The organism is Nocardia thraciensis, assembly GCF_054782435.1.
On record NZ_BAAGSM010000035.1, the window covers coordinates 1 to 13,721 of the forward strand.

General features: G+C 68.2%; 14 protein-coding genes. 3 read left to right on the forward strand and 11 right to left on the reverse strand.

Going from position 1 to position 13,721, the window contains the following annotated elements; translation table 11 throughout:
• Both ACYVLQ_RS23585 and ACYVLQ_RS23590 read right to left on the reverse strand, forming a co-directional pair.
• The coding region (locus ACYVLQ_RS23585) for a biotin carboxylase N-terminal domain-containing protein (protein WP_460699694.1) at window positions 1–706 on the reverse strand (706 nt) is incomplete at its 3' end.
• Window positions 707–840: 134 nt separating this feature from the next.
• Entirely contained in the window at window positions 841–1,785 is a 945-nt protein-coding gene (locus tag ACYVLQ_RS23590) for a sulfurtransferase (RefSeq protein WP_460699695.1), read from the reverse strand.
• 159 nt (window positions 1,786–1,944) lie between these two features.
• Between ACYVLQ_RS23590 and ACYVLQ_RS23595 the strand changes: the two genes are divergently transcribed.
• On the forward strand, window positions 1,945–2,742 hold the full coding sequence (locus tag ACYVLQ_RS23595) for a helix-turn-helix transcriptional regulator (RefSeq protein ID WP_460699696.1): 798 nt from the start codon (window positions 1,945–1,947) through the stop codon (window positions 2,740–2,742).
• Here the strand turns inward: ACYVLQ_RS23595 and ACYVLQ_RS23600 are convergent.
• From ACYVLQ_RS23600 to ACYVLQ_RS23625, 6 genes are all read right to left on the reverse strand, one after another.
• The gene (locus ACYVLQ_RS23600) at window positions 2,674–3,312 is read right to left on the reverse strand and encodes a Maf family protein (protein ID WP_460699697.1); all 639 of its coding nucleotides are present in this window, start codon (window positions 3,310–3,312) and stop codon (window positions 2,674–2,676) included. The genes ACYVLQ_RS23595 and ACYVLQ_RS23600 overlap by 69 nt on opposite strands.
• Window positions 3,313–3,630, reverse strand: a complete 318-nt coding sequence (locus tag ACYVLQ_RS23605; RefSeq protein ID WP_460699698.1) for an acyl-CoA carboxylase subunit epsilon — start codon at window positions 3,628–3,630, stop codon at window positions 3,313–3,315.
• 141 nt (window positions 3,631–3,771) lie between these two features.
• On the reverse strand, window positions 3,772–5,412 hold the full coding sequence (locus ACYVLQ_RS23610; RefSeq protein ID WP_460699699.1) for an acyl-CoA carboxylase subunit beta: 1,641 nt from the start codon (window positions 5,410–5,412) through the stop codon (window positions 3,772–3,774).
• A gap of 260 nt (window positions 5,413–5,672) precedes the next feature.
• Complete coding sequence (locus tag ACYVLQ_RS23615) at window positions 5,673–6,866, reverse strand: YVTN family beta-propeller repeat protein (RefSeq protein WP_460699700.1); 1,194 nt, start codon at window positions 6,864–6,866, stop codon at window positions 5,673–5,675.
• 144 nt (window positions 6,867–7,010) lie between these two features.
• Entirely contained in the window at window positions 7,011–8,372 is a 1,362-nt protein-coding gene (gene lat / locus ACYVLQ_RS23620; protein ID WP_460699701.1) for an L-lysine 6-transaminase, read from the reverse strand.
• 64 nt (window positions 8,373–8,436) lie between these two features.
• A complete protein-coding gene (locus ACYVLQ_RS23625; protein WP_460699702.1) occupies window positions 8,437–8,889 on the reverse strand; it encodes an Lrp/AsnC family transcriptional regulator in 453 nt (150 codons plus the stop codon).
• A 97-nt stretch (window positions 8,890–8,986) separates the two neighbouring features.
• On the opposite strand from ACYVLQ_RS23625, the gene amaB reads away from it, so the two are divergent.
• Entirely contained in the window at window positions 8,987–10,516 is a 1,530-nt protein-coding gene (amaB, locus tag ACYVLQ_RS23630) for an L-piperidine-6-carboxylate dehydrogenase (protein WP_460699703.1), read from the forward strand.
• 27 nt (window positions 10,517–10,543) lie between these two features.
• Here amaB and ACYVLQ_RS23635 read toward each other — a convergent pair whose 3' ends face one another.
• Together ACYVLQ_RS23635 and ACYVLQ_RS23640 are read right to left on the reverse strand one after the other, a co-directional pair.
• Window positions 10,544–11,398, reverse strand: coding sequence for an SDR family oxidoreductase (locus ACYVLQ_RS23635; RefSeq protein ID WP_460699704.1), 855 nt, complete (start codon window positions 11,396–11,398; stop codon window positions 10,544–10,546).
• Window positions 11,399–11,497: 99 nt separating this feature from the next.
• Complete coding sequence (locus tag ACYVLQ_RS23640; protein ID WP_460699705.1) at window positions 11,498–12,445, reverse strand: patatin-like phospholipase family protein; 948 nt, start codon at window positions 12,443–12,445, stop codon at window positions 11,498–11,500.
• Window positions 12,446–12,512: 67 nt separating this feature from the next.
• On the opposite strand from ACYVLQ_RS23640, the gene ACYVLQ_RS23645 reads away from it, so the two are divergent.
• A complete protein-coding gene (locus ACYVLQ_RS23645) occupies window positions 12,513–13,133 on the forward strand; it encodes a TetR/AcrR family transcriptional regulator (RefSeq protein WP_460699706.1) in 621 nt (206 codons plus the stop codon).
• Here the strand turns inward: ACYVLQ_RS23645 and ACYVLQ_RS23650 are convergent.
• Window positions 13,123–13,668, reverse strand: a complete 546-nt coding sequence (locus tag ACYVLQ_RS23650) for a histidine phosphatase family protein (RefSeq protein ID WP_460699707.1) — start codon at window positions 13,666–13,668, stop codon at window positions 13,123–13,125. The genes ACYVLQ_RS23645 and ACYVLQ_RS23650 overlap by 11 nt on opposite strands.
• Window positions 13,669–13,721 lie beyond the last annotated feature (53 nt).

The following is a 13,721-nucleotide window of genomic DNA, read 5'->3' on the forward strand; positions in this document are numbered from 1 at the left end:
AGTCACGAGTCCCCGCCACAATCACATTGCCGTGCTGATCGGCCAGCACCTGCGCCTCGACATGACGCGCCTTGTCCAGATACTGCTCCACGAAACACTCACCACGCCCGAACGCCGCCGTCGCCTCCCGCGTCGCCGACTCGAACAACTCCGGAATCTCGGCGATCGTGTGCGCAACCTTCATCCCACGCCCACCACCACCGAACGCCGCCTTGATCGCCACCGGCACACCGTACTTCTTCGCGAACTCCACAACCTCGGTCGCATCCTCGACCGGATCCTTGGTCCCCGCCGCCATCGGCGCGGACGCCCGCTCGGCGATATGCCGCGCGGTCACCTTGTCCCCCAGATCCCGAATCGACCGCGGCGACGGCCCGATCCAAATCAGCCCCGCATCGATCACCGCCTGCGCGAAATCCGCATTCTCCGAAAGAAACCCGTACCCCGGATGAACCGCATCGGCACCCGACTTACGCGCGGCCTCGAGAATCTTGTCGAACACCAGGTACGACTCCGCCGACGTCTGACCACCGAGCGCGAACGCCTCATCGGCAATCCTCACGAACGGCGCATCCGCATCCGGTTCCGCATACACCGCAACACTCGCGATACCGGCATCCTTGGCGGCCCGGATCACACGCACCGCGATCTCGCCCCGATTGGCAATCAGAACCTTGGTGATCTGCGCGTTGGCATGGCTGGGCACTGAGCCTCCTGTGCTTTGGACAACTTTCGTCTGGAGCGAGTGTAGGCAGTGTGCCAACAGACGCCGAACCCGGGCTAGGGCCTACTGGGTAGTAGGATGGCCGTCACGGTGGCGAAACAGTGCGTTTTACACCGTCAACGGGGGTGGACTGAACCGCTCCCGAAGCCCGGGCCGACGGGGGTCGGTGCTCCGTCGTCGGCAACCTCTCCCGGCTCGTCGCCTTTAACGATCGGGGTCCGCACCGCGTTACTCCATTCGGTCCAGGAACCGTCGTAGTTGCGCACGTTCTCCCGGCCCAGCAGATACGTCAGCACGAACCACGTGTGCGCCGAATGCTCTCCGATCCGGCAGTAGGTGATCGTCTCGCTCGTGTCGAGCGTGGGCTCGTAGATGCGATCCAGCTCCGCGCGGGACCGGAACCTGCTGTCGCCCGCGATCGCCGCGGTCCAGGGGATGTTCACCGCCGTGGGAATGTGTCCCGCCCGCAGCGCCTGCTCCTCCGGCCGATCGGTGATGCGATCGCGCTCACCGGTGTACTCCTGCGCCACGCGCACGTCGATCAGCGACTGCCCCAGCCGCGTCCGCACCTCGTCCAGGAACACCCGCGCCCGCTTGTCGTCCCGATCGACCACCGGATACTCGCCCAGCCCGACATCGGGCACCTCGAAGGTCGTGTCGCGCTCCTCGGAGATCCACGCGTCACGCCCGCCGTCGAGCAACCGCACGTCGGGATGCCCGAAAAGCTCGAAAACCCACAGCGTGGCGGCGGCCGTGCCGTTCGCCTTGTCCCCGTAGACCACCACGGTGTCCTCGCGCTCGATACCCTTTGCTCGCATCAAATCGGCGAAACGGGCACCGTCGATGACATCCCGCGTACTCGGGTCGGTAAGCTCAGCCCGCCAGTCGATCTTGATGGCGCCGGGCACGTGCCCGATGTCGTAGAGCAGTACGTCCTCGTTGGACTCCACGATCCTGAGTTCCGGCGCGCCGATGTTTGCCGACAGCCACTCCGTGGTTACTAGTCGGTGAGGGTGTGCGTGGGAGCCGAAGGATGGATGAGGGTCCGGGGCGACGGGCACGGTGTTTGGTCCTTCACGCGTGGTAGACGGGTGGTCAGCAGTTCCACTCCGATCGTAGGTGCGAAGCGTTACAGCAACCGGTTTCACATCACGAATCGGGTGAAGAGCGAATAAGTCGCAGCCTCATCCGATAAAGTCTCCCGGGAGGAGGGGTGAGCTATGTCTGATTCTTGGCCACGACGGCGCCTGCTCGCGATCCTACGTGGCGCCAGCGAGCCTCTCGATGCCCAAGAACTCGCAAGAGTCACCGGGCAGCACGTCACCACCGTCCGCTTCCATCTGGACGTGCTGACGCGCGAATCGCTCGTGCGGCAGTTCCAGCAGCCCCCGCGCGGCCGCGGCCGTCCGCGCATCGGCTATACCGCCGTCCAGCGATCGGTCGGCTATCAGGATCTCGCCCAGGTGCTGGCCGACCAGTTGGGCAGCGATCCGCGCCGCCGCTCGGATGCGGCGATCGCCGCCGGGCGCGCCTGGGGCGCCAAGCTGGAGTCACTGGACCAGCCGATCGCCTCGCTCGCCGACGCCAAGGACGTCACCGTGACGACGATGTCCGAACTCGGCTTCGCGCCCGAGCGGGACCCCTCGACGGAGACCGACGAGCAGGTCATGATCCGGCTCACGGCCTGCCCGCTGCGTGATCTGGCCCGCACCCACTCCGAGGTGGTGTGCGGGGTGCACCTGGGCCTGATGCGCGAGATTCTCGACCGCAACGGCGGCCGGGATTCGGTCAACGTGCGGCTGCATCCGTTCGTGGAGCCCGAGATGTGCGTGGCCCGGCTGGAGGCGCTGGAGAACACGCTGCTGCCGGATCCGGCCGAGCTGCCCGAGATGCGACAGGACGGCGAGCCTCGGTTGGCCGCCCCGGCGGGCGGGCGGGTAGCTCCGCAGCTACGTGCCGACCCACAATTGCGCAACGCCGACTCCCACGCCGGAAAGCAGTCGACGCAGCAGCGGTAGCCCGATTCCGATCACGCTCGACGGGTCGCCCTCGATGCGGTCGACGAACCAGCCGCCGCGGCCGTCCAGGGTGAAGGCACCGGCCACCTGCAATGGCTCGCCGGAGGCGAGGTAGGCGTCCAGCTCCTCGGGCTCGGGCTTGGCGAAATGCACGGTGGTGGCGCTGCAGTCGGCGGCCTCCGCCGTCACGGCGCCGTCGCGGATCCGCAGCACGCTGTGGCCGGTCAGCAGATCCGCGCTGCCCCCGGCCATTTCGGCCCAGCGTGCCCGGGCCACCTCCGGTGTCAGCGGCTTACCCTGCAGCACGCCGTTCACCAGCAGCATCGAATCACAGCCCACCACCACGCAATCCGCGACGACGGCGGCGGACTCCGCGATCAGGGTCGTGGCGACGCTCTGGGCCTTGGCGCGGGCCAGCGCGGTGACCACGCCCTCGGGGGCGGTATCGGGCGGCAGCGCCGCGGCCACCGCGTCCTCGTCCACGTCCGAGACCCGCACCAGCGGGCTCAGACCGGCCGACCGCAGCACCTGCAGCCGGGCGGGCGAGGCGGAGCCGAGTACGAACTCCATCTAGCCGCGCAGGTGCGACAGGTAGGGGAAGGCGTAGGGCGAGAACGGCGACGTCCCGCGGTGCATCAGCGTCGGCCTGCCCCACTGGTCGGACGGGCCCGTCTCGACGGATGTCGCGGCGGAGTTCGCCGCGGCAGCCGCCAGCACACACACCAGGGCGGCGATCTCGTCGTCGGTGGGCGTGCCCTTCAGGATCCGGATGACGGGTCCCGCGTTCGATTCGGTATCGGTGACCACCGGCTCCATCGCGACGAAGTCGTCGACCGACAGATCCAGTTCGGCAGCGCGCAATACCTCTTCATCAGCTACAGCCGTCACAGCGCCAGCTCCTCCTGTCCATGTGCCGGAGCCCCCGCAGGGCCTGTTCCTACCATTTTTGCTCGGATGAGGCGGTTACGCGCGAGATGCTGTTCTTTCTCACAACTGCAGTGTGCCTCCGCTACCGCGCTTATCGCCGCATCAGAGCGGAATGTTGCCGTGCTTCTTCGGCGGCAGGGTCACCATCTTGCGTTCCAGCAGCCGCAGCGCCGAGACGATCTGGCCGCGCGTCTGCGAGGGCGGGATGACCGCGTCGACGTAGCCGCGCTCGGCCGCCACGTAGGGGTTCACGAGGGTGTCCTCGTACTCGTTCTGCAGCTCGAGCCGCAGCGCATCGACGTCGGCGCCCTCGGAGGCCGCCTGTGCGAGCTGCTTGCGGTAAACGAATCCGACCGCGCCGGAGGCGCCCATGACCGCGATCTGCGCGGTCGGCCACGCCAGGTTCACATCCGCGCCCATATGCTTGGAGCCCATCACGTCGTAGGCGCCGCCGTAGGCCTTGCGGGTGATGATGGTGATTTTGCCCACTGTGGCCTCGCCGTAGGCGTAGAGCAGCTTGGCGCCACGCCGGATGATGCCGTTGAACTCCTGGTCGGTGCCGGGGAGGAAGCCCGGCACGTCGACCAGCGTGATGATCGGGATGTTGAACGCGTCGCAGGTGCGCACGAACCGCGCGGCCTTCTCCGAGGCGTCGATATCCAGGCAGCCCGCGTACTGGGTGGGCTGGTTGGCCACGATGCCGACACTGCGGCCGTCGATGCGGCCGAAGCCGACGATGATGTTCATCGCGCGCTCGGCCTGCACCTCGAGGAACTCGTCGTCATCGAGCAGGCGGCGGATGACCTCGTGCATGTCGTACGGCTGGTTCGGCGAGTCCGGGATCAGCGTGTCGAGCTCGAGGTCTTCTTCGGTCAGCGAATCCTCGATGGCGCCCTCGATCGGATCGCTGGCGGGGAAACGCGGCGCCTCGGCCCGGTTGTTGCTGGGCAGGTAGCTCAGCAGGTCCTTGACGTAGTCCAGCGCGTCCTGCTCGCCGGAGGCGACGTAGTGCGCCGCACCGGATTTCACCATGTGGGTGTGGGCGCCGCCCAACTCCTCCATGGTGACTTCCTCTCCGGTGACGGTCTTGATGACGTCCGGGCCGGTGATGAACATCTGGCTGGTCTGATCGACCATGACGACGAAGTCGGTCAGCGCGGGCGAGTACACATGGCCGCCCGCGGCCGGGCCCATGATCAGCGAGATCTGCGGGATCACGCCGGAGGCCTGGATATTGCGGTGGAAGATCTCGCCGTAGAGGCCGAGCGAGACCACGCCCTCCTGGATGCGAGCCCCGGCGCCCTCGTTGATGCCGATCAGCGGGCGGCCGGTCTTGAGCGCCAGATCCTGCACCTTGACGATCTTCTCGCCGTACACCTCGCCGAGGCTGCCGCCGAAGACGGTGACGTCCTGACTGAAGATGCACACGTCGCGGCCGTCGACGGTGCCGTAGCCGGTGACGACGCCGTCGCCCAGCGGGCGGTTGTTCTCCAGGCCGAAGTTCACGCTGCGATGCCGCGCCAGCGCGTCCATCTCGACGAACGAACCCTCGTCCAGCAGCGCCAGGATGCGCTCGCGCGCGGTCATCTTGCCCTTGGCGTGAACCTTGTCGACCGCGGCCTCACCCATCGGGTGCTTGGCCTCTTCCAGCCGATTGCGCAGATCAGCCAGCTTCCCAGCGGTGGTGTGGATATCGGGGGCGCCCGCCGAACCCGGCGAAGGCTGCTGCTGGACACTCGTCATGCCCCGGAGTGTAACCAGTACCAGGACGACGGGAAATTCCAGTAGGGCCTACTGATGAGTACTGCTATTGGCTGGCTGCCAGTATAAAATCCCAGGTGAAACGCGGTGCGGGGCGGGCAGAATCCCCCTTCCGCGACACCCGGAAAATTCGGAATCCGATGCGTCCTCGGGGGAAGTTCACAATTGCGCCGACCGGCCGAACGCGGCGCCCGTCCTGAAGTACGCGGCCCCCTGAGCCACACGGCCCCGCTGTGGGCTGCTCAGCGCATAACGCCGGTGTGGCCGGTCGAATAGCGCCCCGGCTGTGGCCACACCGTCAATCCGTGCGGACCTCGACCGACCGGGATGCGCGCCAACAACTTCCAGTCGACGATGTCTATGGCATACACCTCGTCGTGATGACGGCCCGCCACCCAGAACACCCGGCCATCGGCGGACAGATTGCCCATATCCGGGCTGCCGCCGCCGGGGATGTGCCACTTGTGCACGAGTCCCCGGGTCGCGAAATCCCATACCGAGAGGCTGCCCTCACCGCGATTGGTGATGATCATCTGCCGCGAGTCACGGGTGACGTACAGCCCGTGCGCGCCTTTGCCGGTCGGGATGTGTCCGGTGACGTCGAAGGTCTTGGCGTCGACGGTGTACATGCCGTCGGCCATCATGTCGGCGATGAAGAAGGTGGACCCGTCCGGGGACAGCTTGACGTCCTGCGGCATGCCCTCCGGCCCGCCCGGCAGATCGATCATCCGCACCAAGCGCAGCGCGGCGATGTCGACCACCGCCATGCGGCCGGAGAATTCGCAGCTGGCCAGGGCGTAGCGGCCGTCGGCGGTGAAATCCATATGGTCCACACCGGCGCAATCGGGCACGGGAATGGCGTTGACCTGCTGCCAGGTGCGCGGGTCGTAGAGGTCCAGGGATTTGTCCGCCTCGGCGACGACGAGGGCGTAGCGGCCGTCGGGCGTGAAGTACATGTTGTAGGGGTCGCGCACCGGCAGCGGGTCACCGGCCTGGCCGGTGCGCGGATCGATCGGCATCAGGCTGCCGCCGCCGATCGGCAGGTCGTTGGTCGCGTACAGCGTCTGCATGTCGTAGGACGGCACCACGTGCTGGGGCTCCTCGCCCTGCGACGAGTAGGTGTCGATCACCTCGAAGGTAGCCGGATCGATCACCGTGACGGTGTGCGATTTGCTGTTCGGCACGTAAACCCTGGGCAAATGATCGGACACCGCCGGGCTCAGCTCCCGCGCACCGGCGTAGACGTCGGTGGCCGACAGCGGCGGCGGCATGCCCGGCAGCAGGTTCGCCGCGACCGGCGACGCCTCGGCGCCGGTCGTGGCTACCGGAGTCGAAGGGCTTGCTTCCGGCTCCTTCTTGTCCGCATTGCTCGATGAGCAACCGGCCAGTACGACTACGGCGACAAGGACGCCCAGGCGCGCTCGGGGTGCGGTCATGCGCCGCACCGGGCCGAAAGGTCGTGGCGGCAAATCGACATGCGGCGAATAGTAGAGGGCGACACCGCCTTTGACAGCAACATCCCAGCGATGTCGCGCTACAAATCAGTCACGGGCTGTCGACGCCTCGGCGCGCCCCCATCTTTATTCCGGCACGCTGCGGCCGAAACAACTCAGCACGCGGTCCAGGGCGTCCACGGCACCGTCCAGTTCGTCGGCGGTGACCGTGAGCGGGGGGCGGAAGCGGATGCCGCGCTCGCCCGTGCCGAGGATCAACACGTGCTCACGCTCGCGCAGTTCGGTGACGACCGCGTCGCGTCGCGTGGAATCGGCCAGCGTGACCGCGCACATCAGGCCGCGCCCGCGCGGATCGGTGACCTCCGGATGACGCTGCGCCAGCTCGACCAGGCGCGACAGCAGGTGCGCACCCAGCCGACCGGCGCGTGCGGCCAGGTCTTGGCTCTCGATCACCTCGAATATCCGGCGAGCCCGCACCATATCCGTAAGATTTCCGCCCCAGGTGGAGTTCAGCCGGGAACTCACGGCGAAGACGTTATCGGGCACCTCATCGACGCGCCCGCCCGCCATCACCCCGCACACCTGGGTCTTCTTACCGAATGCCACCACGTCCGGCCACAGGCCCAACTGCTGGTAGGCCCACATGCCGCCGGTGAGGCCGACGCCGGTCTGCACCTCGTCGAGCACGAACAGCGCGTCGTGCTCGTGGCACAGCGCCCGCATCGCCCGCAGGAACTCCGGGCGCATATGCCGGTCGCCGCCCTCGCCCTGGATGGGTTCGGCGATGAAGCAGGCGATGTCGTGCGGATGCTCGGCGAAGGCGGCGCGGGCCTGTGCCAGCGCCCGGGCCTCGGCCGCCTCGATATCGACGCTCTCCGACAGATACGGCGTATCGATGCGCGGCCAGTCGAACTTCGGGAAACGGGCGGTCTTCACCGGGTCGGTGTTGGTGAGCGACATGGTGTAGCCGGTGCGACCGTGGAAGGCGCCGGTCAAATGGAGCACCCTGGTGCCCAGTTCGGCTGGGCGACCGCGCATCTCGTTGTGTCGACTCTTCCAGTCGAACGCGGCCTTGAGCGCGTTCTCGACCGCGAGACCGCCGCCGTCGACGAAGAACAGGTGCGGTAGTGCGGGATCGCCCAGCACCCGTGCGAAGGTGTCGACGAACCGGGCCATCTCGACGGTGTAGATGTCGGAGTTGCTCGGCTTGTTCAGCGCGGCGGCGGTGAGTTCGGCCCGGAAATCCGCGTCGTCCGCCAGCGCCGGGTGGTTCATCCCCAGCGCCGAGGACGCGAAGAAACCGAACATGTCGAGATAGCCGGTGCCGTCGCGGGCATCGATCAGCCGCCGGCCACGCGAGGCGCGTAGATCCAGCACCAGATCGAAACCGTCGGCCAAGATGTTCGCGGACAGGATTTCGTGGACCCGAGAGGGGGTGACCAGCGTGGTGTCGGCAACCGTCCCGGGGCGCTCCAGTTCGAGGGTCACACCAGCAGGTTACGTAAATATTTACGGTTTCGCTACGGGTTTCCGGAAAGATTACGATCGAGCATCATCTGTCATAGAATGTCTGCAGAATGATGGTGCTTCGGGTTCTGACGTTGGCGGTCGCGCGGATCTCCTGCAACAGCTGCTCGAGGTGCCGTGGTGAGGCCACCCGCACCAACAGCACGTAGCTCTCCTCACCGGCCACCGAGTGACATTCCTCGATGCCGGGAATGTGCTGCAGCAGCGCGGGCGCGTCGTCGGGCTGCGAGGGGTCGAGAGGAGTGATCGCGACGAATGCGGACAGCATCTGCCCCAGCGCCTCGGGATCGACCTTGGCGGTATAGCCGCGGATCACCCCGCGCGCCTCGAGCCGCCGCACCCGGGACTGCACCGCCGACACCGACAGGTTGGCCTTCTCCGCCAGGTTGGAGAGCGTGGCCCGGCCGTCGGCCATCAACTCGCGAATCAACAGTCGATCGATGTCGTCCAGACCAGGTTTCGCCGGTGCATCAGCCATCAGCGAAGGCTAACCCAGCAACCCGGACTCGTGGCGGGAACGGATGCACGTACACGCCCGGTCATCACGCACACCACTGTCGAATACGGAGCATCGCATGACACCGGCACTCACCGCCCCCGCGACCAGCGAATTGCGCTCCCGCGCCGAGCATCTGCTCGCGGCGCTGGGCGCCACCCGCCCGGAGCCCGGCCCGCTGCCGGTGCGAACGCCGATCACCGGCGGCGAACTGGCGAGCCTGCGGTCCAGTTCCGGCGCCGCGGTGGACGAGGCGATCACCAAGGCGTCCAATGCCTTTCAGTCCTGGCGCACGGTTCCCGCCCCACAGCGGGCGGCCGTGGTGCGGCGCCTGGGGCAGCTACTCACCGAGCACATCCGCGAACTCGGCGAGCTGGTGACGCTCGAGGCCGGGAAGATCGGTGCGGAGGCCCGCGGCGAGGTGCAGGAGATGATCGACATCTGCGAGTTCGCGGTGGGGTTGTCGCGCCAGCTGTACGGGCGCACCATGCCGTCGGAGCGGCCCGGGCACCGGCTGATGGAGACCTGGCATCCGCTCGGCGTGGTCGGGGTGCTGTCGGCGTTCAACTTTCCGGTGGCGGTGTGGTCGTGGAATACCGCCGTCGCGCTCGTGTGCGGGGACACGGTGGTGTGGAAGCCTTCGGAGACAACGCCGTTGACGGCGCTCGCCTGCCATACGCTGCTGCGGCGGGCGGCCGTGGAGGTCGGCGCGGATCCGGATATTCATCAGCTGGTCCAGGGCGGGGTGGAGGTCGGCGAGCGCCTGGTCGACGACGAGCGGGTCGCCCTGATCAGCGCCACCGGATCGGTGCGGATGGGGCGGGCGGTCGGGCCGCGGGTGGCGGGCCGATTCGGCCGTTGCCTGCTCGAGCTGGGCGGCAACAACGCCGCCGTCGTCACCCCGTCGGCCGATCTAGAACTGGCCACGCGGGGTGTGGTTTTCGCCGCCGCCGGCACCGCGGGGCAGCGCTGCACGTCACTACGCAGGCTGATCGCGCACGCGGATATCGTCGGCCCCCTGCTGAACCGGATCGAGAAAGCGTATCACCAACTGCGCGTAGGCAATCCGCTCGACGATGGCGTGCTCGTGGGCCCGCTGATCAACCAGCGCGCCTACCGGTCGATGCAGGACGCCATCGCCCGCGCCGTCGACGACGGCGGCGAGTTGTTGTGCGGCGCGGAGCGAGTCATGGTCGCCGGCGAGGATTCCTACTATGTGCGCCCGGCCATCGTGCGCATGCCCGCCCAGACCGCGGTGGTGCGCGAGGAGACCTTCGCGCCCATCCTCTACGTACTCACCTACCACGAACTGGACTCCGCGATCGCGCTGCACAACGGTGTGCCGCAGGGACTCTCGTCGGCAATATTCACCGGAAACCAGCGCGAGGCCGAACGTTTCCTGGCCGCCGACGGCTCCGACTGCGGCATCGCGAACGTCAATATCGGCACCTCGGGCGCCGAGATCGGCGGGGCTTTCGGCGGCGAGAAGCACACCGGCGGCGGCCGCGAATCCGGTTCCGACTCCTGGAAGGCCTACATGCGCCGCGCCACCAACACCGTCAACTACTCCACCGACCTCCCCCTCGCCCAGGGCATCCAGTTCGGCTGACCATCCGCGCCCCGGGGTTCGGGAATCTCAGCTGGCGTCGGGGTCCTTGGCGATGGCGCGGACCTGGGCCTCGTAGGCGGCGCGGGTCTGCTGGTCGGAGGGATGCAGGGCGCGGTCGCCGTGGAAGAGGCGGCGAACCAGGCGAACCGCCGGTTCGGGGGCGGCGGCGAGGGCGACGTCGATCAGGTTGAGGTAGCCCGGGACGGCGACCTCGGCGCGGCGGGTCTGGCAGGTCCCCAGGATCGCCGCCGCGACATCCTCCGGGTCGACGGTCGGCAGGCCGTGGCCGAGGGTGAGGCCCGAGGACAAGCGGGTGCGCACCGCCGAGGGCATGACGCAGCTGACGCTGACGCCGTGCTCGGCGAACTCCAGTCGGGTGGAGGCCGAAAGGCCCACGGCGGCAAACTTACTCGCGTTATAGACCGCCAAGCCGGGCAGCGGGATCTTGCCCGCCAGCGACGCCACGTTGACGACGTGCCCGCGGCCGCGTTCGATCATGCCCGGCACCACCGCCCGCATGCCGTGGATCAGGCCCCACACATTGACGTCGATCGTGGTGTGACCCACCGCATCCGGCTCGTCGAGGAAGGCGCCCGCGGGCATCACCCCGGCGTTGTTGACCAAGACGTCGACGCCACCCAGGTCGGCGATCACCTTGTCCCACTGTTCCCGGTCGCGCACGTCCAACTGGTAGGCCCGGCCGCCGAGCGCCGCCGCGGCCGCCTGCGCCGCGCCGAAGTCGACATCGGCGATGGCGACCTGGGATCCCTTGCCCGCGAACAGTTCCGCGGTCGCCTGGCCGATGCCGCGCCCCGCTCCGGTGATCAGCACCCGTGCCCCGCGCAGGTCGACGGCGGGGTAATCGGCTCCGAAAAGACTCATGCTGCTTCCTTTCTCACCCGCGCGACGAGAACCGCACGGAAGGGACGATCGCGCCGCACCCGATCCCACCGGATCGATCGAACGGCTGCCAGGCGTCGGTCATACGAATTCTCCTCGCTCCACCGCCCGGCGCGTGCTGCCCAGGCTGTGCTCGAACGTGGCTCGGCGTCGGCGGCCGTCCATGAAATTGGGTCCCATCACCGCCAGATCTTCGGCGGTGGCATCCACCCGCAGCACCTTGGTCCCCGCCGCTCGCAGGGCCGCGATCTCGGCATCGAGCTTGGCGCTCATGCGGTTTCGCAGCTGCCGCTCCAGGAAATGCCCGGGACCGGTGGCGGGGATCCGGCCGGTGGACGCCATCGGCGCCAGTACCACCAGTTCGTCCAGTTGGTGCGGCACCAGTAGATCCGCCGAGACACTGGAGGCGGCGCCGCCATCGATGTATCGGCGGCCACCGATGGATACCGGCCGGAACCACCCCGGAACCGCCCACGAGGCGCGCAACGCCGCGCCGATCGGTGCCGCGGGGGCGCCCGGTGCGCCGAAGGCCACCCGCTCACCGGTCGAATAGTCCATCGCGACAAGCCAAGTCGCCGGATGCGAGACCCAGGACCGCCCCGGATTCAGCTCCGTCGCCAGCCGCTCCAGCCACCCCGCGTCGCCGCCGCCGACCGGCAGCAGGCCGCTGCCCGCCGTCAGCAGGCCCTGCTCGGAACGGTTGCGGCGCAATGCCATCCGCACCGCACCCAGCGCGGGCCGCGGCAGCGGCGGAAACCGCCCCGGCTCGTCACGCAGATGCCGTGCCAGCACCGGGTTCGCGGCGCTCCCGTCCTGCATGGCGACCAGTTCGTCGACACCCACCCCGCTGCCCAGCATCGTCACCAGCTCCGCCCCGGCCGAGGTGCCGACCAGCACGTCCGCCGTCCGCGGATCCCAGTCCAGCGCGTCGCGCACGGCGGCCAGGGCCGCGATGATCCACGCCGCACCGAGCGTGCCGCCGCACCCGATCGCCAGGCCACGCCGCTGTGGCCGATTGCCGTTACTCATAGTTGCGAACATATCAGAACGTAAATACCGACGGTATCCGAAATCTGCCGGTACATAGAATTGCCGCATGGCACGACTGACCCGGACCGAGAGCCAGGCCCGCACCCGCGCGGATCTGCTGGCCACCGCGCGCGAGATGTTCCTCACCGAGGGCTACGCGCGCACGGGCCTGGAGCGGGTGGCCGAGTCGGCCGGTTACTCCAAGGGCGCGGTCTACTCGAACTTCCGCACCAAGTCCGACCTGTGCCTCGAGGTGCTCACCGATATCCACGAGACCAAGTTCGCCGAGGTGAGCGAGCTGCTGCGGGATGGCGAGGGCTTGGAGGAGCGGCTGGCGAGATTTCAGGGCTGGGCCGAGCGAACGCTCGGCGACGTCGGCTGGACCATGCTCGAATTCGAGTTCGCGATCGTCGCGCGGGAGGATCCGCGGCTGCAGGCGGCGCTGGTGTCCAGCCTGTCACTGGTGCGCGGGATGGTCGCGGCGCAGTTGCAGACGCTGGCCGAGGCGATCGGCACGCGGCTGCCGATGCCGCCCGAGGACGCGGCCACCACGGTGCTGAGCATGGGGTTGGGACTCGGAATCCAGCGGGCCATCGACCCGTCCCTGTCGGCCGGGCTGATCACCGACGCGGTGCGTGCGCTGGTGCAGGCGGGGACCCCCGCGTCGACGCAGCCGCTCACGCCCTGAAATGCAGCGTCCACTCACCGCGATAGTGCAGCCGCGTCACGCTGACCGGGGGAATGTCGATGCGCCAGAACGATTTCGCGGGGGCGTCCAAAGCGACGAGCAGGGCCGAGCGAATCACCGCGGGGTGGGTGACGGCAATGGTGGGCGCGCCCTCGACGACGATATCGATCATCCATTCCCGGGTCCGCTCGATCACGTCGTGCACCGATTCCCCGCCGTGCCCGCGAAATTTCGGATCGGTGAGCCAGGCGTACAGCTCGCCCTGCGGGACCGACATCAGCTCGCCGCCGCGCCACGCCCCGGCGTCCATATCGCGTAATCGGTCGTCCTCGTCGCCGAGCAGGCCCAGCAACGCCGCGGTTTCCGCGGTCCGGCGCTCCGGCGCCATCAGCACCCGGGCGGCATGCAGGCGGCCGCAGGCGGCGACCGCGCGGCGTCCGGCCTCGGTCAGCGGTTCGTCCACCGGGAATCGTGCCTTGCGCATCGCCTCGGTCATGCCGTGACTGACCAAGTCGAGACGGAGCACCTTCTGCACGGATGGAAGCGTACGGCGCGGCGCTCGGGACCGTCCGGCGATTGCCCAGCCTT

Bases quoted from the DNA above. Each gene is read 5' to 3' on its own strand.
- ACYVLQ_RS23595 (WP_460699696.1), top strand. From the start codon at position 1,945: ATGTCTGATTCTTGGCCACGACGGCGCCTGCTCGCGATCCTACGTGGC.
- ACYVLQ_RS23600 (WP_460699697.1), bottom strand. From the start codon at position 3,312: ATGGAGTTCGTACTCGGCTCCGCCTCGCCCGCCCGGCTGCAGGTGCTG.
- ACYVLQ_RS23610 (WP_460699699.1), bottom strand. From the start codon at position 5,412: ATGACGAGTGTCCAGCAGCAGCCTTCGCCGGGTTCGGCGGGCGCCCCC.
- ACYVLQ_RS23615 (WP_460699700.1), bottom strand. From the start codon at position 6,866: ATGACCGCACCCCGAGCGCGCCTGGGCGTCCTTGTCGCCGTAGTCGTA.
- ACYVLQ_RS23625 (WP_460699702.1), bottom strand. From the start codon at position 8,889: ATGGCTGATGCACCGGCGAAACCTGGTCTGGACGACATCGATCGACTG.
- amaB (WP_460699703.1), top strand. From the start codon at position 8,987: ATGACACCGGCACTCACCGCCCCCGCGACCAGCGAATTGCGCTCCCGC.
- ACYVLQ_RS23635 (WP_460699704.1), bottom strand. From the start codon at position 11,398: ATGAGTCTTTTCGGAGCCGATTACCCCGCCGTCGACCTGCGCGGGGCA.
- ACYVLQ_RS23640 (WP_460699705.1), bottom strand. From the start codon at position 12,445: ATGAGTAACGGCAATCGGCCACAGCGGCGTGGCCTGGCGATCGGGTGC.
- ACYVLQ_RS23645 (WP_460699706.1), top strand. From the start codon at position 12,513: ATGGCACGACTGACCCGGACCGAGAGCCAGGCCCGCACCCGCGCGGAT.